Below are 19,726 nucleotides of genomic sequence, written 5' to 3'. Positions count from 1 at the left end.
TTTTATTGGAGGGAAAACAATGAAGCAGTTAGAAGACAAAATCCGTGAAGAAGGTCGGGCCCTTTCCGACCAAGTGTTGAAAGTCGACGCTTTCTTGAATCATCAGGTCGACCCGGTACTCATGAAAGGCATCGGTAAAGAATTCGCAGAACGTTTCAAAGACGCTCAAATAGACCGCATCGTCACACTGGAATCGAGTGGGATTGCGCCGGCGATGATGACGGCGCTTGAGATGGGCATCCCGTTCGTATTCGCGCGTAAACGAAAATCGCTGACACTCCAAGACGACCTCGTGGAAGCGGACGTTTATTCGTTCACAAAACAAGAGACGAACCGCATCAGCTTGAGCCGACGCTTCGTCTTACCAGGCGAACGTGTTCTTGTCATCGATGACTTCCTCGCGAATGGGGAAGCGGCACTCGGACTGACACAACTCGTGGAAGCGGCAGGTGCAGAGGTCGCAGGCGTTGGGATTGTCATCGAAAAGTCATTCCAACCAGGGCGCGATAAATTGATCGAGCGTGGCTATCGCGTCGAATCGTTGGCACGCATTGCGAAATTAGAGAAAGACCATATCTCGTTCGTGGAGGTCGTTCGATGAATACGTTCAAGACAGCTAGTCTAGGATTCCAGCATCTACTCGCGATGTACACGGGAGCGGCAATCGTCCCACTCATCGTCGGTGGTGCCATCGGGCTTGGTCCAACCGAGCTCGCCTATCTCGTCGCAATTGATTTATTCATGTGTGGGGTGGCGACGCTACTACAAGTATGGACGACACGCTTCACTGGTGTCGGATTGCCGGTAGTCCTCGGATGTACGTTCACTGCGGTCGGTCCGATGATCGCCATCGGAAGCGCGAACGGGATCACTGCCATTTATGGCGCGTTGATTGCGAGCGGGCTCATTGTCATCCTCATTTCTGGATTTGTCGGGAAACTCGCGCGCTTCTTCCCGCCGGTCGTGCTCGGTTCGGTCGTGACGATCATCGGTCTCTCGCTGATTCCGGTCGCCGTCAATGACATCGGTGGCGGGATGCCAAGTGAACCAGGGTTCGCATCGATGCAGAATCTCGGATTAGGTGGTTTAACGATTCTACTCATTCTCGTCTTGAACCGTGTCGGGACCGTCTTCACGCGTGCTGCTGCCGTCCTCTTTGCCGTATTGGTTGGAACAGGGGTAGCCGCTTCGCTCGGTCTCGTCGATTTCAGTCCTGTTCGTGAAGCAGGATGGTTCCAAATGGTCCAGCCGTTCTACTTCGGGATGCCGACATTCGACCTGTCTGCCATCCTCGTCATGACGCTCGTCGCCATCATCTCGATGATTGAATCGACAGGGGTGTTCTTGGCGCTCAGCGATATCACGAAACAACCAATCGGTGCGAAAGAATTGACGAAAGGGTATCGTGCGGAAGGCGTCGCAACGATTCTCGGAGGGATTTTCAACAGTTTCCCGTACACGACGTTCAGTCAAAACGTTGGACTCGTTCAATTGTCAGGTGTGAAATCGCGTCGCGTCATCTTTTGGACAGGCGGATTGCTCATCTTGCTCGGATTCCTCCCGAAAGTCGCTACGTTCACGACATTGATTCCGAAGCCTGTGCTTGGGGGAGCGATGCTCGTCATGTTCGGAACGGTCGCTGCTTCTGGCATTCGTATCCTCAGTCAAGTCGACTTTTCGAAAAACGAGAACTTGATTACCATTGCGCTCTCAATCGGTGTTGGGCTCGGTATTACCGCCAATCCAGCCATCGTCGCAAACATGCCGGAGTGGCTGCAGTTGTTCACGGACAGTGCTATCGTGGCAGGCTCATTCACGGCGCTCGCATTGAACGGATTTTTCCGTATGATGGACCGATTCCGTCCCGGGACAATCATTGCCGAGGAACGGCAAGTCAGCTAGACTGAAGGAAATAGTAGTCTAGGAGGAGTCACGAATGGGGAAAACTGCACTTGTTGTAGGCGCGACTGGCTTGATTGGCCGCGAATTGGTTGAACAGTTGTTAGAGAGTGATCGTTATGATGCGGTCTGGATCGTTGTCCGTCGCTCGAAGCGTTGGAGTCATCCGAAGTTACATGAGGTCGTCGGTTTCGAGGAGATGGATTCATCCCTTCCACAGATCGACGACGTGTACTGTGCGCTCGGCACAACGATTGCGGTAGCCGGCTCGCAAGAAGCGTTCAAACAAGTTGATTTAGAATTACCACTTGAAGTCGCCCGTGTCGCCAAGGCACATGGTGCGACGCGCTATGCGGTCGTATCGGCACAAGGCGCATCGTTGCGTTCGACTTTCTTTTACAACCGTGTGAAAGGGGAGCTTGAGAACGCGTTACGTATTTTCAACTTCCATCACTTGATTATCGCGCGTCCTTCTCTGTTACTCGGAGAGCGTGATTCATTCCGCTTCGGGGAGAAAGCGGCCGAGGTCATCAGTCGACCGTTCCAGTCAATCTTGCTTGAGAAGACACCGGAAGTCGCACCGATTCAAGCGCTGCATGTCGCTCGTGCCTTGATTATGGCCTCTGAAGAAGGCGAAGGAATCGAAGTGTTGACGTCAGGAATGATGCAGAGGATGAGCCGATGAATCCATTGACAAAAAAGCGAACCAAAGCAGTCATGATTGACAGTATCATTGCAGGTCTTGTCAGCGTGGGCGTAGAACAGCTCGTGCGAAAGAAAGTAAAGAGCGAGTTTGTGCATGCGGTCATCACACCGACACTACTGACATATGCCATGGAAGCCTGGCAAATGAGTCGAGGTGGACAAACAATCGGTTATAAACTGATGGGACTTGAATTGAAAAACGATGACGAAACGCCTGTCACGGCAAAACAAGCGCTACAACGCGCCCTGCATCGTGATACTTCGTCAGTCGTTCGTTATTGGAAAGACCGTGCGCATTTCGAACAAGAAGAAGGCGCTGTTTTACCGCACGATGCCCGTTACCATATGCATGTACGTGAAAAGAACTGACCGATATGGCCAGTTCTTTTTTTCAATCCTTGATTTTACTTAAGATGGCAGTTGTTAAGGCGACAATTGTTCCGAGAACAAGCCCGTTAGAGAAGACGGTCGCAAGAAGCGGTGGCAGGTCATTCATTGAACCGGGTGGTAATAACATCGCCCCGGCACCGATGACGAGCGGGAGCCCGACCGTGAGGGATGCCGTGGACTGCTTCAATTCAAAGGCGGCCTCATTGATTCCGATGATGATCATCGTCGCGATAAGCGGAGTCACAATCGCATAACCGACAGCGGCCGGGATGCTCGCAATCAACGAGACGAATGGACCGATGAGTGCTAACCCCATCATGAGGGCGTGGGCAATCAAATGCGGAGCACGCTGGACGCTCTCCGTCGAAGAGAGGAAACCAGCTGTCCCGGAGATGGCGACAGGACCCGGTGTGCCGAACAGACCAGCCACGATTTGACTGACGCCACTGGCGACACCTGATGCAGGAACGTTTCCTTTGATTTCTCGTTTTTCGCGAGAACTGACGATGCGCTCAATCAACTTGATGTTCGCAAGGACGTTCGTCATGAGAAGTAGGGTGATGACGAAAGCCGTCGGCAACAAGTTCCAATCCCACACCCAATTTCCGAACGGAAGAAGCTCCGGTACGAGGAAGAAAGATTCCGAACGAACGATTTGATTTCCAAGGTCGAGTAAATGGAACAAGCCGAACCCGACGAATAGCGTCATGACGAGTCCATATTGTTTAAAGCGACTTTGCTCGAGCGTGAGTGCGAATAAGACGAGACCTGCCGTCGCCACTGCCTGAACGACGTTGATTCCGTCTTCCGTCACCCCAAAGCCACCTTTAATGACGGCCCCTGATAATTGAAGGACGAGCAAAATCATATAGACGCCGAGCACTTGCGGTGTAAACAGGGCGAGCATGCGTCTTAAGATACCAGTGACGGTCAACAACACACCAAGGATTCCACTCAAAAACAGCATGAATCCGAGTGCTTGCAAGGTCTCTTGCTGACTTCCGTATAGAGCGGGACCGATGGAAGCGTATAAAGTGAAGACACCCCACCAAATGCCGGCAGGTCCTTCGAGTATCGGGAGGCGATGGCCGAGCAACGTTTGGATGATGCTGAAGAGTGCGAAGATGAAGAGTGAGCGGGAGATGAAGGTCATCGTCTCATCTGGCGACAGTTCAAACAAGGCGGCGATGGAGAGTGGTGGTACAATATTTGTAGCTAAAATAAAAATAAACCACTGAATCGTCGTGGTTACATTACTTCTGGTCATGGTGTCCCCCTGATCATGCTTTTTCTTATTAGTGTAACGTTATGATGAAGTGGATGCAAATGGAGGCTATATAATGAAGAAATTCTTCAAGTGGACCGCACTCTCAATCGTAGGATTGCTAATCATCGCGGTAGCAGGCTTTTTGATTTGGACGCAGTTCACGTACGAACCGACCGATGAAGCGACACGGTATGCCGAAGAGGGGAAAGTGGTCGACAACCGTCTCGAGTTTGGAGATCCGACGAGTGAGGTCGGAATCATTCTTTATCCAGGGGCGAAAGTGGAGAAAGAGGCGTATGCGTATTATGGAACACGTTTAGCCGAGGAAGGGTATTTCGTCGCCATTCCGTCGCTTCGACTCAACTTAGGCATTTTAGATATCGACGCAGCCGATCCAATCATCGAGGCACATCCGGAGATTGAACGCTGGATCGTAGCCGGTCATTCACTCGGAGGTTCGGCGGCGTCGGGTTACGCGCTTGAGCATCAAGAGTCGGTAGAAGGTGTCATTTTCCTCGCATCATATCCAATCAGCTCGATGGTCGATAGTGACTTACGCGTGCTATCCATCTCGGGTGAGTTGGATGGATTGGCTGTCCCGGAAGACATCGAGGCGAGTCGAAGCGACCTACCTGCCGATAGTCAATTCGTACAAATCGAAGGCGGGAATCATGCCAACTTCGGAATGTATGGTCCACAAAAAGGCGATCAGGAAAGTCCGCTCACATCGAAAGAACAACTCGACGAAGTCCTATCAGCAATTCTCGAATGGTTATAAAAAACGTGCGCACCTTCATCGAGGTGCGCACGTTTTAGCGTTGGTCGAGTGAATAACTGACTGCGGTCAACCCGGCTGTGACGAGGGCGACCAAACCACCGACGAGCGCGAGCGTCATGATAGGGCTCGTCGCGTAGACGACACCACCAAGAGCGGAACCAAGTCCGATTCCGACGTTACTCGCCACAGGCATAAGTGATGAGGCGAGACCTTTGGCGTTCGGATTGAACTTCTCCGCCAAATCGATCAAATAAATCTGAGTCGATGTCGTCAATAAAATCGCCATGAACGACATGAGGGCGATATTGAGGAGACCGAGCGTCACATTCGACGTCGTCACGAATAACGCGGCCAGGACGAATGCCTGGACGAGAAAGACGAACCGTAAGCGTCCGATCGGATTGTGACTGGCGATCTTTCCGGCAGCGATATTACTGAAGATCGAGATGAATCCGTAGGCGAATAAAATCGGACTGACCCAAGCGACCGGGACGCCGAGGACATCTTTTAAAATCGGCACGAGATACGTATATATGACATACGTCGCCCCGAAACCGAACGCCGGAATCAAGAAGGCGATCAAGATACGCGGATTCGTCAGGAGTGCCATTTGTTCACGGAGTGATGCTTTTTCTTGAGACAATTGATTCGGCAAGACACGATAAATGGCAATCCAGGCGACTGCACCGAGCAGAGTCGTCAACCAAAACGTGGACTCCCATCCTGCCTGTTGTCCGATGAACGTTCCAATCGGAACCCCGAACACGTTCGCCATTGTAAAGCCACCGAAAATAAAGGACACGGCCACACCCCGTTTTGCCGGAGGGACGCTCTCGCTAGCGACGAGCATGGCAAGCGAAATTAAGACACCTGTGACGACAGCCGTCAGCATGCGCAAGACGAGTAACCACTCATACATGGGAGCGAGACTGCTTAATAAGTTCAGGACGGTGAAGAGAATCGTCAAGCCGAGCATCAATTTACGTTTTGGAAGATGGCTCGTCAAGGACATCGTGATTGGCGTGCCGACGGCAAAGCTGATGGCGAATGCCGATACGAGACTTCCTGCTGTCGCGATGGAAATGGATAGACCGCTTGCGATATCAGGCAAAATGCCGACGATGACAAATTCACTCGTTCCGAGAACGAAGGTTAATAAGGATAGGGATAAAACTAAAGTCCAGTCGCTTCGACTGAGCGAGCTTGTCTTCATGTTCAAACACTTCTTTCTATTTCATTCATTAGTAGTTAGACATCAGTCTTTTATCACGTTACAAGATTTTCCCCAAAAGAAAAACCCTTTTCTCCCAAGTCGGAAGAAAAAGGTGCATCAACGCCAAAACACTGTGGCTTCGACACCGGCGTGGTCGGAGACGACAGGTCCGTTTTCGCCGTCGAAGACGACAGCATGACGGGAGACGTGAATGGGTGCATTCGTCAACATCAAGTCGATGCGTAGCGATTTCTTGTTTTCATCCCATCCAGCGATTTTCCCTTGGACGGTCGCATCGCCTTCGCGTTCCGTTGCGAGATGGAACAAGTCTTGAAGCCCACTATCCATCAAATAATCGTATCCTTCGCCTCGAATGAAAGCATCGTTGTTGAAATCACCGAGTAGGAGTGCATGGTCGTCATGCTCCACGCGACGCAGGAGCTCGTCGAGTTGATGCTTCACTGGCTCCTCTTCGTCATGCCACCATCCGAGGTGACACGAGTAGACGGTCGTCGGCGTTTCAGGACCTTCAATCACAGCTTTGACGATTTTACGGGACTTGTAATTGTCAGGGTCCGTCGTCTTGGATACGAAGAACGACTCGGTCGATAGAAACGGTGTCCGTGACAAAATGGCGACGCCTTCCTCGTAAATGTCATATCCGTAATGGGCAAAGTCCCATGTCATGTGATAGTGAAGATCTAACTCTTTCAGGCGCTCGACGAGGACGTGTGCGAAGTTGTTTTCACGGATGTTCCCATAGATGAGTGGGGCCTCTTTATGTTGATTGACTTCTTGGAGCGCGATGAAGTCATACTCTTCGCTTGCGATACGTTCGACAATCGCGTCGATTTTCTCTTGTTGGCGGTCTTCTAACCAGGCATGACAATTGAGCGTTAAAATATTCACGATAGTCCTCCTTTAGAAAAAGGCCAACTCTCGAGCGAGTTGGCCAGTAGATTATGCACCGATGACGTCTTGAATGTCTGATTTCAATACGTCGGCTTTCGGGCCATAGATGGCTTGGACTCCACGGTCTTTCACGATAAGACCCATAGCGCCATTTTTCTTCCATTCTTGTTCGTCAGAGACGAGTGTAACGTCTTTAACGGTCACACGAAGGCGAGTCATACATGCGTCGACATCCTCAATGTTTTCTTCCCCACCGAGAAGTGCGATAATCCCCATGACTTGTTCGTTACCTGTAACGGATGATTTTTCTGTCGTTTCTTCCATGTAGTTCCCGTTACGTCCTGGCGTCGGTAGGTTCATCTTCTTAATGAAGAAGTTGAAGACACCGAAGTTGAGGAAGAAGAACACGACAGAGACGAGCACGAAGTTGATCAAGTCTTGAAGAAGTCCTGCTTTGACAATCATCGGAATGCGCGTCAAGAGTTCGATTGCACCGAAAGCGTGTACACGTAAGTCGATGATATCTGCCAATGCGAAGGCAGCACCGGCCATGAGTGCGTAAACGACATAAAGAACTGGTGCGACGAACATAAACATGAATTCAATCGGTTCTGTGACACCTGTCAAGAAGACAGCGAGTCCGGCTGATAAGAACATCGGCTTGTATTGTGCCTTCTTATCCGCGTCGACGTTGCGGTACATCGCATACGCGGCACCAATCAATGCAGCGAATGACAAGATGACTTGACCGACTTTGAAGCGTGCTGGAACGACATCAGCGAGAAGCGTGTTGTATGCGGCCGTATCACCAGCAGCACGCAAGTTGACGAGGTCTGTTACCCATGCCAACCAGAGTGGGTCTTGACCGGCAACGACCGATCCAGCTGTCGCACCTGTTAAAATTGTGTATGTTCCACCGAGCTCTGTGTAGTTCATTGGTACTGTGAGCATGTGGTGTAAACCGAACGGTAAGAGGAGACGTTCGAGTGCACCATAAATGAACGGAGCGAGGACTGGAGCCGTGTTACGTGATGTGGCAATCCATTCACCAAAGCTGTTGAGCGCACCTTGGATGGTTGGCCATACAATCGATAGAACGAGGGCAGCAACGACTGAACCAAGGATAACGACGAATGGTACGAAGCGCTTCCCGTTGAAGAACGAGAGAGCGTTCGGCAACTTGTTGAAGTTGTAGAAACGGTTATATAGTGCACCACCGAGGAAACCGGCGATAATCCCGACGAACACACCCATGTTGAGGGCAGGTGAGCCGAGTACAGATGTGAAGTAATCAGCGACGACAAGGTTCGCACCGAAGAGTGACTCGATTGTCGCTTCTGGATCTTGAAGCATGTCACTGTTGACACCGAAGATGGCACCTGTGACACGGTTGATCAAGATGAAGGCGAGAAGTGCTGCGAATGCACCGCCTGCACGATCTTTTGCCCACGAACCACCAATCGCGACTGCGAAGAGGATATGTAAGTTGACGATGATGCCCCAACCTAAATCTTCAATGATACGAGCTGTTGTTAATAAGATACCGACATCTCCGGCTGACATTCCAATCAATTTACCGATGGAAATCATCAAGCCGGCAGCTGGCATAACGGCGATGACGACCATCAAGGCCTTACCGAGTTTTTGCCAGAAATCGAATGAGATCAATTGTTTCATGCTATACGCTTCCTTCCTGTGAGGGAGTTTTATCTATTTTTTGTTTGCCAATAGTGCAATCGCTTGCATAAATGATTGTAATCGATTGCATAAATTCATGCAACCGTTTTCGCTATTTTCATTTGTTTTCATTTTTGAAGCGGGAATGGTAGATGTGAGGCGAACTTGTCAGTCGAATCGAATCTAGCTACAATATGATAGGTTGAAGGGAGCGAGAAAGATGGGTTGGAGACAGACGACATCTGCTTTGACGAAAGAAGAGCAGATTGAATTAAAAGAAGAGTTATTGCAGAAGGGTGTATTGCACGAGGACGATCTTCCTCTCTACGAGATGCTCATGCCAGACCGCATTAAACGGATGTATGAAGTGTTGAATACACGAACGAACCATATCACGATTTTGACGGAAGGTGTGGACGATCCGCACAACCAATCCGCCGTGTTGCGTTCAGCCGATGCGTTCGGGGTACAAACGTTGCACGTCGTCGAAGGACGGGCAAAGTTCAAACCGAACTCGATTATCGCCAAGAGTGCCGACCGCTGGGTGGACGTCGTGGAGCATGGCTCCATTGAAGAGGCGATTGACGCTTTAAAAGAAGACGGTTATCAAGTATATGCGACGGCATTGAGTGAGGAAGCAATTCCGCTCGAAGAAGTGGATGTGTCGAAGCCGACCGTTCTTCTATTCGGGAATGAACATAGTGGTGTCTCGGAAACAGCACTCCATAAGGCGGACGGGAACTTTGTCATTCCGATGCAAGGGTATGTACAGAGTTTGAACATCTCCGTGGCGGCGGCGATTTCCTTGTACGATGTCACGACACGGTCACGACATATCGTGACGGATGGCTACGAGCTTCCGGTCGAAGATCAAGCGCGCATCTTCAAAGACTGGATGGTCAAGAGTTTGCCGAAACGTACGCTCGGACTTTATAAACAAAAAGGTGTCACGGCTTTTGAACGGGAGACAGGAAATTCAGAATGAACGGCGAAATGAACAGACGTACGGAATCTTTGTCCAGAAACTGAAAGGGGATGGCACGATGAGTACGACGAGTTCATTTATCGTAAAAGATGTGACAAACAACTTTAAGGATTTTGAAGAGGACTTTTTCCGACTGTATCGCACGTTATATGGCGACCTCGATCAGTTGCGTTTTAAAGAGCGTTTATATCGGCACGCCAATCCGCTAGTGTTACTGGCTTTCTCGGAAGAGGAACTGGTCGGCTTTAAAATTGGCTATGAGGCGGAGCCTTATCGATTTTACAGCTGGGCGGGCGGCGTACATCCGGACTTCCAAAAGCATGGCATCGGTCGCAAGCTGATGGATACGCAACTCGAATGGGTCGAAGCGCAAGGGTTCCATTCGATTCGGACGAAAGCACGCAATACGAACAAAGGGGTCATCATCTTGAACCTCCTTTGCGGATATGACATCATGGGCGCTTACACAGAAGATGGCGAGCCGCGCATCATGATGGAGAAACAACTGAACAGTTGAATGGATGCCGCGGTCGTGTGATCGCGGTTTTTTTGATGAAACCTATTTAAATATGTGAGCGTACATAAAGAAAAAGGGGGAGTTTGAAATGATAGTATTTGGATTTGGCGGGGATCCGTTCGATAGCTCGATAGGGGACTCATTCTTTAGCGGACTATTTGGTGTGTTTCCAATCATTTTCATGGTTGTGTTCGGTCTGATTATATTTGGATTTATCAAATCGGGAGTGAGCTACTCTAAAACATCAAATACATTGAAGGACTTACAACACTTCGCCTCACAGCTTGCAGATGATCCATCCGACGAGACGGCTGAGCGATTGGCAGACTATTTACGTGGCGTCGATTCCTTCTCGATTGAACGGACACGCATGGAGCCGTTCCGTGTCGCGCTCGGATGCTATCAATTGGTGATGGAGTCTGACGCTGTTCGCGAAGAGACGAAAGAGCGGGTCGATCGTCAATATAAGCGTCTCGGGATTTTAGACGGAGAAAAATTTGCCGATGAGGCACCACCACGTCGACGTTCTTCTTCATCGAGTCATCATGATATTCACCACCATCACCATGACCATATGTAAAAAGCGAAGGAATCCCTTCGCTTTTTACATATATCGTGATGCATCAAATTCAATGTCAGTCTGATAACGGACGGCTTGAATCGCACTTTCGATTCGAATGGCACGCTTCTTAATATCGCGCGCTTTCAGGCGATACAGCTCCGGATCGTATAAGGCGTGTTTGATCACGGCAACCCCATGCACATAGTCTTTCTTCGGACGAAGCGATAATTTTTCATAAAGTCGTGCTTGGACGCGTAACTGAACAGCAAGTTCGATTGCCTCGACGAGCGGAAGCGGACCGTCGTGCGTCTCGACAACGGCTTGGACGTTTGCCTCTTGAATGAGACGGTCGAGCTGACGTAAGTCTAGACGAATGTGTTCAAGTTCCATCTCGATGTCTTGAAGGGAACGAGACTGAATGGTCGGAATGGATTCATTCGCTTGAAGCGAGATGAACGCCACATGCTCAATCTCTTCGGTCAATGTATCGATTTGCTCATGGAGCAACTGTTTCAACGTTAGGGCATCTGCAAGGTTCATATCGATTTCCTCCTTCTGCTTTTTCTAACCGTACCATATCGAGATGGCTGAAAAAAGGTGGATGACATCCTCGATTACGGGAATAAAAGCAAATAGAGAGGAGGAGGACGATGAAGAAGTGGAAGATACAATGGATGATTGCACTCGTCCTACTCCTGTTCGGGACGGCGACATTCCTTTATCAGTGGGTTGACGTAAGCCCAGGCGATATTCGGGACTACATCATTCAATTCGGATGGTTGGCTCCGCTCATTTACATCTTGTTGTTCACCGTTCGTCCGCTCATCTTGTTCCCGACGTCCGTCTTGTCGGTCGCCGGCGGCTTGGCGTTTGGAATGTTACCGGGCGTCATCTATACCGTCATCGGGGCGACATTGAGTGCGCTTGTTGCGTATTATGTGGCAATTTTTTTCGACGATCGTTTCCTGCATCACTTCGAATCAACGAATTACGAAGCCATTCAGCGTAAAATCGAAGAAGACGGCTTCTTTTACGTCCTCATCTTACGTCTCATCCCGCTCGTTAATTTCGATTTGGTCAGCTATGCTTCTGGTTTGGCAAAAGTAAACGTACTCGCCTATCTGTTTGCGACCGTCGTCGGTATGATTCCCGGAGCGTTTGCGAACAATTTTCTCGGGAGTAGTATCGCCAGTGGGGATTGGACGCTCATCGCCTTGGCATTTGGAATCATGCTCGTGTTGACGCTCGTTGCGACCGTTTTCCGTGAACCGATCAAGCGACAGATTCATCGCTATCAAAAAAAGTAGGCGACTCCAGATGGAGCGCCTACTTTTCAATTAACGGTTGTCAACCGTCTCTGGATACAGGTCATGGTTGAACAGACGATGCTCCGCCATTTTTTCGTACTTCGTACCCGGTTTTCCGTAGTTGTAGTACGGATCGATCGAGATACCGCCACGTGGTGTGAATTTCCCCCACACTTCGAGATAGCGCGGCTCCATCAACTTGACGAGATCTTTCCCGATGACATTGATGCAGTTCTCGTGGAAGTCACCGTGGTTACGGAAGCTGAACAAGTACAACTTCAACGACTTCGACTCGACGAGTTTCTCATCCGGGATGTACGAGATGTAGATGGTTGCGAAGTCCGGTTGGTTCGTGATCGGGCACAACGATGTAAATTCGGGTGCGTTGAATTTCACGAAGTAGTCGTTCTCAGGATGACGATTCGGGAACGCCTCAAGGACGTCAGGTGTGTATTCAAAAATATATGGGACGCTCTTCTGTCCGAGGAGCGAGAGGTCTTGTAAGTCTTCTGGTCTCATGTTCATTCTCCTTAGACGCCACGTTCGTTGGCGTACAGTAATGTGTGTAGTTGTGGTAGGACGCGGACGCTTTGCCATGACGGGTCGCGTGCAACGTCTTCCCATAGTTGTTTCAAACGACGGAGCTGGGCATCGGTGATGTCGCCGTCTGCACCAGGCTCTGGGTTACCGGCCGACAAATACATGACGTCCGGTGAGTAGCGCAGTTGCACTTCTTTTGCGTAGGCGAGGTCCACTTCATCAAAGACAGCGACTTTGAATGTCGTCTGCTCCGGGCATAACCGTTCGACGATGGCGTCGAGTTGCTCCCAGTTGGTCTTCATACCAGACGATGGAGGTTTCGGACTGAGGGTCACGTCATCGATTTGTGTGAGCCAGTCTTGATAGCGGCTACCTTGCGTCTCGACAGCGAGTGTGACACCACGTTCTTTCAACTTCACAACGAGGTCTTCCATAGCCGCGATGAGGAGCGGATTGCCACCCGAGATGGTGACGTAATCGTACATACCAAGTGCATCCAGGCGAGCAATCACCTCATCGGCTGTCAGCATGTCCGGTTTTTCTGAACCGTCCCACGTAAAGGCAGAATCGCACCACGAACAGCGATAATCGCAACCGGCGGTCCGGACGAACATCGTCTTCTGTCCGATGGCCCGGCCTTCGCCTTGGAAGGTCGGTCCGAACACTTCAAGAACAGGGATTTTCACGATTCCACCAACCATTCACGGCGGAACTCAGCGTAAGACGTTGGCGTTTCATACAGACGGACGAACTCGACACGGACGTCGCGTTCATTTGGCAAGTGTGTCGCCAACTGTTCAAAAATCCAATAACACATGTTTTCTGCAGTTGTATTCATATAAGGGAGTGATTCGTTCAAATAGCGATGGTCGAGATATGGCTCAAGCTCTTCTTTGAAGATCTTTTTCAAGTCACCAAAGTCGAGCGTCATCCCGCGATTGTCGAGAAAGCCGCTGACACCCATTTGGAGCTTATACGTATGACCATGAAGGGCACGACATTTGCCGTCATAATCAAAAAGATGGTGCGCTGCGTCGAACGTCACTTCTTTGACGATTTGAACGCGATGCGGACAGTAGATGAGCGAGCCTTCTTGCTTTGATTCGACACTGGTCGGAGCGAGGAATGGAGCATGTTTCATACGCGCACCTCCTCGTAAGCTGTGAGTCCGTTTTGACGAAGCTTACACGCCGGACATTCTCCACAACCTGAACCGATGACACCGTTGTAGCAAGTGAGCGTGCGTTCTTTGACGTAGTCGAAGGCACCGAGCTCGTCGGCGAGTTCCCACGTCTCTTTTTTATCGAGCCACATGAGCGGTGTGTCGATGACGAATGGATAATCCATCGCTAAATTGAGTGTCACATTGAGTGATTTGATGAATTGGTCTCGGCAATCCGGGTAACCTGAAAAGTCCGTTTCACATACACCGGTCACGATGTGATGCATACCGAGTTGTTTGGCCATGACGGCCGCAAATGATAAGAATAGATGGTTGCGTCCATCGACGAACGTATTTGGAACATCCGCATTGTCGATGTCGAGATCGTGTCTCGTGAGCGCGTTCGATGTGAGTTGTCCGAGTAGGGACAAGTCGAGGATGTGGTGTGGGACATCGAGCTCTGCCGCAATTTCTTTGGCGACTTCGATTTCCGCATCATGGCGTTGACCATATGCGAACGTCACCGCCTCCACATGAGAGAATTGTTGTTTTGCCCAAAACAGGCAAGTGGTTGAATCTTGGCCACCACTAAAGACGACCAATGCTTTTTTGTGTTGCATGAAGCACACTTCCTTTTCGCTAGTTTTGATGTCGGAGGAGGTTACGAACTCCGGAGGTCACCCTCAAGCATATAATTTATCATAAAAAGACGTTTGACAGGGAGAAAGGAAGCGAGTATAGTAAAAAACATCACTGACATGCTTTTGTGCATAAAAGCGTTTAAGCGGTTAGGCGAAATAATAAATCATAAAGATATAACGAAAGGAGGGGACGTCGATGCAGATGAAAGGAAAAGAAGCTGTATTCGTCGTGTTGATGAGCGGGATCACCTTGCTCGCACTGATGTTTTTGGCCAAAGCGACGCCACATATGGCGATTTTTGGCACAATGGTAATAGTAGGTGGATACGCGTATTATCGTTCACGCGACTTCAAACAGATTGAAACGGCGATGATCAACGGAATTCGTGAAGCGATCATGCCGGTGTTGATTTTGTTGTTGATCGGGATGCTCATCGGAGTATGGCAAATGTCCGGGACGGTCGCGACGATCCTCTCCATCGGTCTAAATACAATCTCTGCTGAATGGTTCTTGCCGAGTGTCTTATTGATCACGATGATCGTTTCGACATTCACAGGAAGCGCCTTTACAACCGTCGGAACGGTCGGTGTCGCCTTGTTCGGAATCGGAACGGCACTGGGCATCTCGCCAGCGCTCGCTGCAGGTGCCATCGTGTCGGGCGCCCTCTTCGGAGACAAGATGAGCCCGTTGTCGGATACGACGAACTTTGCGCCGGCAGTGGCGGGGGTCAAACTGTTCGACCACATTCGCTTCATGATGGGGACGACGATTCCAGCGTTCATCATCACGTTGATTTTATTCATGTTCCTCGGACGTAGCGGTCAAACTGCCGACACGGCACAAATCGCAGAGGCGCAAGCCGCGCTCAGCGGACGTTTCGACCTCTCATGGCTCACGTTGATTGCCCCTGTGCTCGTCGCAGTGCTTGCGTTCCGTCGGATGCCGGTCTTGCCGACGATGCTTGTTGGGATGTTCGCCGGTGTGTTGACGGCCGGTTTTGTTCAAGGCAACTGGAGCATCTCGAACTGGCTCGGTGTCATGCAGTCGGGCTTTAAGTCAGATGTCGAAAATGAATTGATTGCGAATGTACTCGATAAAGGTGGTCTTGAATCGATGCTCTGGTCGGTCAGTCTCGTCTTGATCGCCCTCGCGTTCGGTGGCTTATTACGTGAACTCGGTGTCTTCCAAGCCATCGTTGAATCGTTGCTCGAGCGTTTGAAGTCACCAGGGAGCTCGGTCCTATCAGTTGTCCTCAGTTCAATCGGTGTCAACTTGCTCGCGGGAGAACAGTACTTGTCGATTCTCTTGCCGGGTCAGGCGTTCAAGCAAGGGTTTATCGATCGTGGGATCGACCCACGCTACTTGTCACGGGCACTTGAAGATGGCGGGACCGTCATCAACCCGCTCATTCCGTGGGGAGTTTCTGGCGCATTCTTCGCAGCGACACTCGGCGTACCTGTATTGGAATACGCACCGTTTGCCTTCTTCCTCTGGCTCAGCCCGGTCTTCTCCATCATTTTGGGATACGTCCGATTGGGAAAGCAACGTGAATCGCTCAAAATCGCATCATAACGTCCAGGTGTCCTGCCATGCAGGGCATCTTTTTTGTGCGCAAGCTACGATTTTTGAGAAAATGAAACAAATGGAGGTGGAACCATGAAGCGACTCGATTTAGCATTTTATGAACAACCGACACTTGACTTGGCGCGTGCCTTACTCGGGCAATATTTGGTGAGGCGACATCCAGAAGGTGACATCATCGCGAAGATTGTCGAGACGGAAGCTTACCTCGGTGCCATCGATCGAGCGGCGCATAGCTTCGGAGGGCGTCGAACGACGCGAACGGAAGTCATGTTTGGGAAACCTGGACATGTGTACACTTATCAGATGCATACGCACACGCTCCTGAACGTGGTCAGCGGTCCGATCGGCACACCGGAAGCCGTCTTGATTCGAGCGGTCGAACCGATTCAAGGACATGAATGGATTGCAACGAACCGTCCTGGGGTGAAACGATATGACCAGACGAACGGACCAGGGAAGTTGACGAAAGCACTCGGAATCACAATGGATTTATACGGCCATTCCTTTCAACAAGACCCACTCTACATCGCGGAGGGTGAGGCAGGAGTAGTGATTGAGGCGGGTCCACGCATCGGGATCCCGAACACGGGCGAGGCGCGCGACTACCCGTATCGATTTTTTGAACGCGATAATCCATACGTCTCGAAATTCCGTTGAATGCTCCTGGAGATGTTTAAGTGATTCATGCCAGTGGAACAGTCCCTATGTGCATAAAACAAACAAAGGGAGTGTTTAGAATATGGCAAAAGTAGCAACGCTCATTACGGATATGTTTGAAGATGTAGAATTCACGGGTCCCCGTGACGCATTGGTGGATGCGGGACATGACGTCGTGACGATCGAAAAGAAAGCCGGCAACACGGTGGAAGGAAAGCAAGGAGAGGCGAAAGTGAACATCGATCAATCAATTGACGATGTATCGCCAGAAGATTTTGATGCCCTTCTCTTGCCGGGCGGCTTCTCACCTGACTTGTTGCGTGAAGACGAACGTTTCGTCTCGTTCGCGAAAGCCTTCATGGATGCGAAAAAACCTGTCTTTGCCATCTGTCACGGGCCACAGCTGTTGATTACGGCGAAGACGTTAGAAGGTCGTGACGCAACCGGCTATAAATCGATTAAAGTCGATATGGAGTATGCCGGAGCGAAATATGCGGACAAAGAAGTCGTTGTCTGTCAAAATCAGCTTGTGACGAGCCGTCAACCAGATGATATTCCGGCATTCAATCGTGAGATTCTCAACTTATTAAAATAACACGTCGACCACGAGAGGAATCTCGTGGTTTTTTTGTGTATTCGGGAATAAGAAAGATAAGGAGGCGATTCAAATGAGAAAACGAGCACGTTCACCGAGTTAAGTTCGTCGAAACATTGTTTGGTTAGGGTGCATTCGTTGGTTTGAAGGGCTGATTCCCGCGTACGTGATTGAGCGGTTGTTTTGGGAGTCGCGAGGCATCACCATTCAGGAAGTCGTCTATTTGGAGATGATCTATGCGCTCATCATCGTTCTGTTAGAAGTACCGACTGGTGTATGGGCGGACCGCACGACACGGCGTCGGCTGATTCAGGCAGGTGTAACCTTGGAGTGGTTATCGTTTTGGATCTTGTTATACTCGTTCACCTTCAGCGGATTTTTTGTCGCCATCAGCTGTTCGGCCGTTGGGTCGGTCATTCGAAGTGGGGCGGAGAATGCGCTGCTATACGAGTCCTTACAAGAAAGTCATGAAGCGTCGTCGTTCGAACGGGTTCTTGGAAAACTGAACGCGATTGGGATTATGGCCGCTGTGACGGCGGCATGGAGTGGCAGTATGTTGGCTCAGTACCTTCCATTGGAGTGGAACTACAGACTTTCCATTCTCAGTTTATTGATGGCGACCGTGTGTAGCTTATTTCTCGTTGAACCCGTTCATGGCGAAGGAGAAGACCGATTGACGTGGCGGCACTTGTTGAAAGGATTTCAATTTGTGTGGTCGCACACATCCATTCGTAACGTCACCATCGGATTTTTGGCAGCCGTGTCCGCATTCAATTTCATCGATGAGTTCTGGCAACTGTATGCACGTGATGTATCCATCCCAATCTATTGGTTCGGTGCCATTTCAAGCGTCCTGCTTTTGATTCAGTTACCTGGTCAACTTTTTGCGGGGACGCTTATACGATTTGCGTCATCCAAGCGTTGGTTAAACGGGTTCGGTTGGTTAATGGGCGGTGGATTTCTCATCGTCGGGTTTTTCCCGAGTCCGATTGGAATCGGTGTGATGGGACTCCTAGCTCTATTGTATGGTGCGATGGAGCCACTCTATTTTGGGCTCTTGCATCATCAGGTGCCTTCCGATATCCGAGCGACGACCGAATCATCTGTCTCGATGCTATGGCATCTCGGTATCCTCGTGTTGGGGCTGGTCTTTATTGTAGGAACGACAGTGTCGCTATTTTTGGCGTTCATCTTAATTGGGCTTGTCGTTTGGTTCGTTCATGCGACCGCCCGATAATTTTTACAGACATGGGTCATAAGCCATGTCTGTTTTTACGTCTTAAGACGGACGAAAGATTGTGTCGAGAAGTGTATGATGAGAACAATCTTGATGAATCAATAGGAGAAACAATGTGGAATGGTATGAATTATTTGTAGGATTTTTATTAGGTGTCGTCGAGGGATTGACGGAATTTGCCCCGGTCTCGTCGACCGGTCATATGATTCTCGTAGATGGTCTCTGGTTGAATTCGAGTCAGTTTTTAGGGCAGGAAGTAGCGAACACGTTTAAAATCGTCATTCAATTAGGGTCGATTTTAGCGGTCGTGGTCGTCTTTCGGGACCGGTTCAAAGCGTTACTGAATCCAAAGTCGCTCCTCACCTTAAGACAAAGCGGAACCACACGTCAGTTCAATCTCATACATATTTTGATCGGATTGCTGCCTGCTGGCGTCCTCGGTGTACTGTTTGAGGACTACATCGATACACATCTCTTCTCGATCAAGACGGTGTTGATTGGGTTAGTCATTGGGGCATTCTTTATGATTGCTGCAGATTTATCCGGTGTGAAGCGTCAGACGACCGCTACGCTCGATGACATCACGTACAAGCAAGCACTTGGTGTCGGGTTGATTCAATGTTTCTCACTATGGCCTGGGTTCTCTCGGTCCGGTTCAACGATTTCTGGAGGGGTTCTCCTCGGAATGAGTCACCGGGCAGCGGCAGATTTTACGTTCATCATGGCGGTACCGATCATGTTTGGAGCGAGTGCGTTGTCACTGTACAGCAAATGGACGTACTTCACGCTCGATACGTTACCCGTGTTTGTCGTCGGTTTCGTCAGCGCGTTTTTGTTCGCACTTCTTTCGATTAAATTCTTTTTGAAGTTGATTAACAAAGTGAAATTGATGCCGTTTGCGGTCTATCGAATCGTGTTGGCCATCGTGATTTACGTTCTTTACTTCTAAAAAAACACGTGCGAAGAGCACGTGTTTGAAACCAATGAATGGAATTGTTCGTAAAGTCTAGAAGAGGTGAAAACATGGGACAAATCGTTGTAGTATTCGGAACGTTAATCGGTCTTGGGACCGTCGGGGCATTGCTTTATATGACCCG

At 49.9% G+C, this 19,726-nt stretch carries 23 protein-coding genes; 14 read left to right on the top strand and 9 right to left on the bottom strand.

What is annotated here, in order from left to right:
• The first annotated feature begins 19 nt into the window (after positions 1-19).
• From KNO65_RS11395 to KNO65_RS11380, 4 genes are read left to right on the top strand one after another with little or no spacing between them, the layout of a single operon-like run.
• The gene (locus KNO65_RS11395; protein WP_074034982.1) at positions 20-601 is read left to right on the top strand and encodes a xanthine phosphoribosyltransferase; all 582 of its coding nucleotides are present in this window, start codon (positions 20-22) and stop codon (positions 599-601) included.
• Positions 598-1,902, top strand: a complete 1,305-nt coding sequence (locus KNO65_RS11390) for a nucleobase:cation symporter-2 family protein (protein WP_214784278.1) — start codon at positions 598-600, stop codon at positions 1,900-1,902. The genes KNO65_RS11395 and KNO65_RS11390 overlap by 4 nt, the downstream gene beginning before the upstream one ends.
• 34 nt (positions 1,903-1,936) lie before the next feature.
• Entirely contained in the window at positions 1,937-2,584 is a 648-nt protein-coding gene (locus tag KNO65_RS11385; protein WP_074034980.1) for an NAD(P)H-binding protein, read from the top strand.
• Positions 2,581-2,973, top strand: a complete 393-nt coding sequence (locus tag KNO65_RS11380; protein ID WP_214784275.1) for an RDD family protein — start codon at positions 2,581-2,583, stop codon at positions 2,971-2,973. Before KNO65_RS11385 ends, KNO65_RS11380 begins: the two co-directional genes overlap by 4 nt.
• Before the next feature lie 22 nt (positions 2,974-2,995).
• Here KNO65_RS11380 and KNO65_RS11375 read toward each other — a convergent pair whose 3' ends face one another.
• Positions 2,996-4,261, bottom strand: a complete 1,266-nt coding sequence (locus KNO65_RS11375) for a purine/pyrimidine permease (protein ID WP_214784272.1) — start codon at positions 4,259-4,261, stop codon at positions 2,996-2,998.
• 73 nt (positions 4,262-4,334) lie between these two features.
• Here KNO65_RS11375 and KNO65_RS11370 point away from each other — a divergent pair, with 73 nt between their 5' ends.
• Entirely contained in the window at positions 4,335-5,039 is a 705-nt protein-coding gene (locus tag KNO65_RS11370) for an alpha/beta hydrolase (RefSeq protein WP_078146105.1), read from the top strand.
• 34 nt (positions 5,040-5,073) lie between these two features.
• Here the strand turns inward: KNO65_RS11370 and KNO65_RS11365 are convergent, their stop codons facing one another.
• The 3 genes from KNO65_RS11365 to KNO65_RS11355 form a co-directional block, all read right to left on the bottom strand.
• Positions 5,074-6,252 (bottom strand): MFS transporter, encoded by a 1,179-nt coding sequence (locus KNO65_RS11365; RefSeq protein WP_214685104.1) that lies wholly within the window; start codon positions 6,250-6,252, stop codon positions 5,074-5,076.
• Positions 6,253-6,369: 117 nt separating this feature from the next.
• Positions 6,370-7,161 carry an endonuclease/exonuclease/phosphatase family protein gene (locus KNO65_RS11360; protein ID WP_214691319.1) on the bottom strand — a complete coding sequence of 264 codons (792 nt, stop codon included), beginning with the start codon at positions 7,159-7,161 and terminating at the stop codon, positions 6,370-6,372.
• 51 nt (positions 7,162-7,212) lie between these two features.
• Entirely contained in the window at positions 7,213-8,841 is a 1,629-nt protein-coding gene (locus KNO65_RS11355; protein WP_078146107.1) for a PTS transporter subunit IIBC, read from the bottom strand.
• 220 nt (positions 8,842-9,061) lie between these two features.
• Here KNO65_RS11355 and KNO65_RS11350 point away from each other — a divergent pair, with 220 nt between their 5' ends.
• The 3 genes from KNO65_RS11350 to KNO65_RS11340 all read left to right on the top strand — a co-directional run bounded on the left by KNO65_RS11350 (position 9,062) and on the right by KNO65_RS11340 (position 10,923).
• A complete protein-coding gene (locus KNO65_RS11350; protein WP_214784269.1) occupies positions 9,062-9,826 on the top strand; it encodes a TrmH family RNA methyltransferase in 765 nt (254 codons plus the stop codon).
• Entirely contained in the window at positions 9,798-10,343 is a 546-nt protein-coding gene (locus tag KNO65_RS11345; protein ID WP_074034970.1) for a GNAT family N-acetyltransferase, read from the top strand. The genes KNO65_RS11350 and KNO65_RS11345 overlap by 29 nt, the downstream gene beginning before the upstream one ends.
• Before the next feature lie 88 nt (positions 10,344-10,431).
• Entirely contained in the window at positions 10,432-10,923 is a 492-nt protein-coding gene (locus KNO65_RS11340) for a hypothetical protein (protein ID WP_251131717.1), read from the top strand.
• A gap of 24 nt (positions 10,924-10,947) precedes the next feature.
• Here the strand turns inward: KNO65_RS11340 and KNO65_RS11335 are convergent, their stop codons facing one another.
• Positions 10,948-11,445, bottom strand: coding sequence for a hypothetical protein (locus KNO65_RS11335; RefSeq protein WP_015880471.1), 498 nt, complete (start codon positions 11,443-11,445; stop codon positions 10,948-10,950).
• Between the two features lie 110 nt (positions 11,446-11,555).
• On the opposite strand from KNO65_RS11335, the gene KNO65_RS11330 reads away from it, so the two are divergent.
• On the top strand, positions 11,556-12,212 hold the full coding sequence (locus KNO65_RS11330) for a TVP38/TMEM64 family protein (protein ID WP_214784265.1): 657 nt from the start codon (positions 11,556-11,558) through the stop codon (positions 12,210-12,212).
• A gap of 30 nt (positions 12,213-12,242) precedes the next feature.
• Here KNO65_RS11330 and queF read toward each other — a convergent pair whose 3' ends face one another.
• Genes queF through queC form a run of 4 tightly spaced genes read right to left on the bottom strand, consistent with a single transcriptional unit; the run spans position 12,243 to position 14,534 of the window.
• A complete protein-coding gene (gene queF / locus KNO65_RS11325) occupies positions 12,243-12,731 on the bottom strand; it encodes a preQ(1) synthase (protein ID WP_015880473.1) in 489 nt (162 codons plus the stop codon).
• 11 nt (positions 12,732-12,742) lie between these two features.
• Positions 12,743-13,453: a 7-carboxy-7-deazaguanine synthase QueE gene (gene queE / locus KNO65_RS11320; RefSeq protein WP_214784262.1), complete on the bottom strand. Its 711-nt coding sequence runs from the start codon at positions 13,451-13,453 to the stop codon at positions 12,743-12,745.
• The gene (gene queD, locus KNO65_RS11315) at positions 13,435-13,893 is read right to left on the bottom strand and encodes a 6-carboxytetrahydropterin synthase QueD (protein ID WP_015880475.1); all 459 of its coding nucleotides are present in this window, start codon (positions 13,891-13,893) and stop codon (positions 13,435-13,437) included. Before queD ends, queE begins: the two co-directional genes overlap by 19 nt.
• A complete protein-coding gene (queC, locus tag KNO65_RS11310) occupies positions 13,890-14,534 on the bottom strand; it encodes a 7-cyano-7-deazaguanine synthase QueC (protein ID WP_214784259.1) in 645 nt (214 codons plus the stop codon). Before queC ends, queD begins: the two co-directional genes overlap by 4 nt.
• A 217-nt stretch (positions 14,535-14,751) precedes the next feature.
• Here queC and nhaC point away from each other — a divergent pair, with 217 nt between their 5' ends.
• From nhaC to KNO65_RS11285, 5 genes are all read left to right on the top strand, one after another.
• Positions 14,752-16,128 (top strand): Na+/H+ antiporter NhaC, encoded by a 1,377-nt coding sequence (nhaC, locus tag KNO65_RS11305; protein WP_214784256.1) that lies wholly within the window; start codon positions 14,752-14,754, stop codon positions 16,126-16,128.
• Positions 16,129-16,212: 84 nt separating this feature from the next.
• A complete protein-coding gene (locus KNO65_RS11300) occupies positions 16,213-16,797 on the top strand; it encodes a DNA-3-methyladenine glycosylase (RefSeq protein WP_214784253.1) in 585 nt (194 codons plus the stop codon).
• Between the two features lie 82 nt (positions 16,798-16,879).
• Positions 16,880-17,392, top strand: a complete 513-nt coding sequence (locus KNO65_RS11295) for a type 1 glutamine amidotransferase domain-containing protein (RefSeq protein WP_026824537.1) — start codon at positions 16,880-16,882, stop codon at positions 17,390-17,392.
• 166 nt (positions 17,393-17,558) lie between these two features.
• On the top strand, positions 17,559-18,629 hold the full coding sequence (locus tag KNO65_RS11290) for an MFS transporter (protein ID WP_214784250.1): 1,071 nt from the start codon (positions 17,559-17,561) through the stop codon (positions 18,627-18,629).
• 115 nt (positions 18,630-18,744) lie between these two features.
• Positions 18,745-19,578 carry an undecaprenyl-diphosphate phosphatase gene (locus KNO65_RS11285; protein WP_214784247.1) on the top strand — a complete coding sequence of 278 codons (834 nt, stop codon included), beginning with the start codon at positions 18,745-18,747 and terminating at the stop codon, positions 19,576-19,578.
• The last annotated feature ends 148 nt before the right edge of the window (positions 19,579-19,726 follow it).

It is taken from the genome of Exiguobacterium sp. S3, assembly GCF_018617295.1.
Lineage (GTDB): Bacteria > Bacillota > Bacilli > Exiguobacteriales > Exiguobacteriaceae > Exiguobacterium > Exiguobacterium profundum.
Note: the sequence above shows the minus strand (reverse complement) of the source record. Positions and strands in the feature narration are given on the sequence as shown.

Coding starts and splice junctions, on each gene's coding strand:
- KNO65_RS11390 (WP_214784278.1), top strand. CDS start 598: ATGAATACGTTCAAGACAGCTAGTCTAGGATTCCAGCATCTACTCGCG.
- KNO65_RS11330 (WP_214784265.1), top strand. CDS start 11,556: ATGAAGAAGTGGAAGATACAATGGATGATTGCACTCGTCCTACTCCTG.
- KNO65_RS11370 (WP_078146105.1), top strand. CDS start 4,335: ATGAAGAAATTCTTCAAGTGGACCGCACTCTCAATCGTAGGATTGCTA.
- KNO65_RS11340 (WP_251131717.1), top strand. CDS start 10,432: ATGATAGTATTTGGATTTGGCGGGGATCCGTTCGATAGCTCGATAGGG.
- KNO65_RS11365 (WP_214685104.1), bottom strand. CDS start 6,252: ATGAAGACAAGCTCGCTCAGTCGAAGCGACTGGACTTTAGTTTTATCC.
- KNO65_RS11335 (WP_015880471.1), bottom strand. CDS start 11,445: ATGAACCTTGCAGATGCCCTAACGTTGAAACAGTTGCTCCATGAGCAA.
- KNO65_RS11355 (WP_078146107.1), bottom strand. CDS start 8,841: ATGAAACAATTGATCTCATTCGATTTCTGGCAAAAACTCGGTAAGGCC.
- KNO65_RS11300 (WP_214784253.1), top strand. CDS start 16,213: ATGAAGCGACTCGATTTAGCATTTTATGAACAACCGACACTTGACTTG.
- queF (WP_015880473.1), bottom strand. CDS start 12,731: ATGAGACCAGAAGACTTACAAGACCTCTCGCTCCTCGGACAGAAGAGC.
- KNO65_RS11380 (WP_214784275.1), top strand. CDS start 2,581: ATGAATCCATTGACAAAAAAGCGAACCAAAGCAGTCATGATTGACAGT.
- nhaC (WP_214784256.1), top strand. CDS start 14,752: ATGCAGATGAAAGGAAAAGAAGCTGTATTCGTCGTGTTGATGAGCGGG.
- queE (WP_214784262.1), bottom strand. CDS start 13,453: ATGGTTGGTGGAATCGTGAAAATCCCTGTTCTTGAAGTGTTCGGACCG.
- KNO65_RS11350 (WP_214784269.1), top strand. CDS start 9,062: ATGGGTTGGAGACAGACGACATCTGCTTTGACGAAAGAAGAGCAGATT.
- KNO65_RS11375 (WP_214784272.1), bottom strand. CDS start 4,261: ATGACCAGAAGTAATGTAACCACGACGATTCAGTGGTTTATTTTTATT.
- KNO65_RS11395 (WP_074034982.1), top strand. CDS start 20: ATGAAGCAGTTAGAAGACAAAATCCGTGAAGAAGGTCGGGCCCTTTCC.
- queC (WP_214784259.1), bottom strand. CDS start 14,534: ATGCAACACAAAAAAGCATTGGTCGTCTTTAGTGGTGGCCAAGATTCA.
- KNO65_RS11295 (WP_026824537.1), top strand. CDS start 16,880: ATGGCAAAAGTAGCAACGCTCATTACGGATATGTTTGAAGATGTAGAA.
- KNO65_RS11385 (WP_074034980.1), top strand. CDS start 1,937: ATGGGGAAAACTGCACTTGTTGTAGGCGCGACTGGCTTGATTGGCCGC.
- queD (WP_015880475.1), bottom strand. CDS start 13,893: ATGAAACATGCTCCATTCCTCGCTCCGACCAGTGTCGAATCAAAGCAA.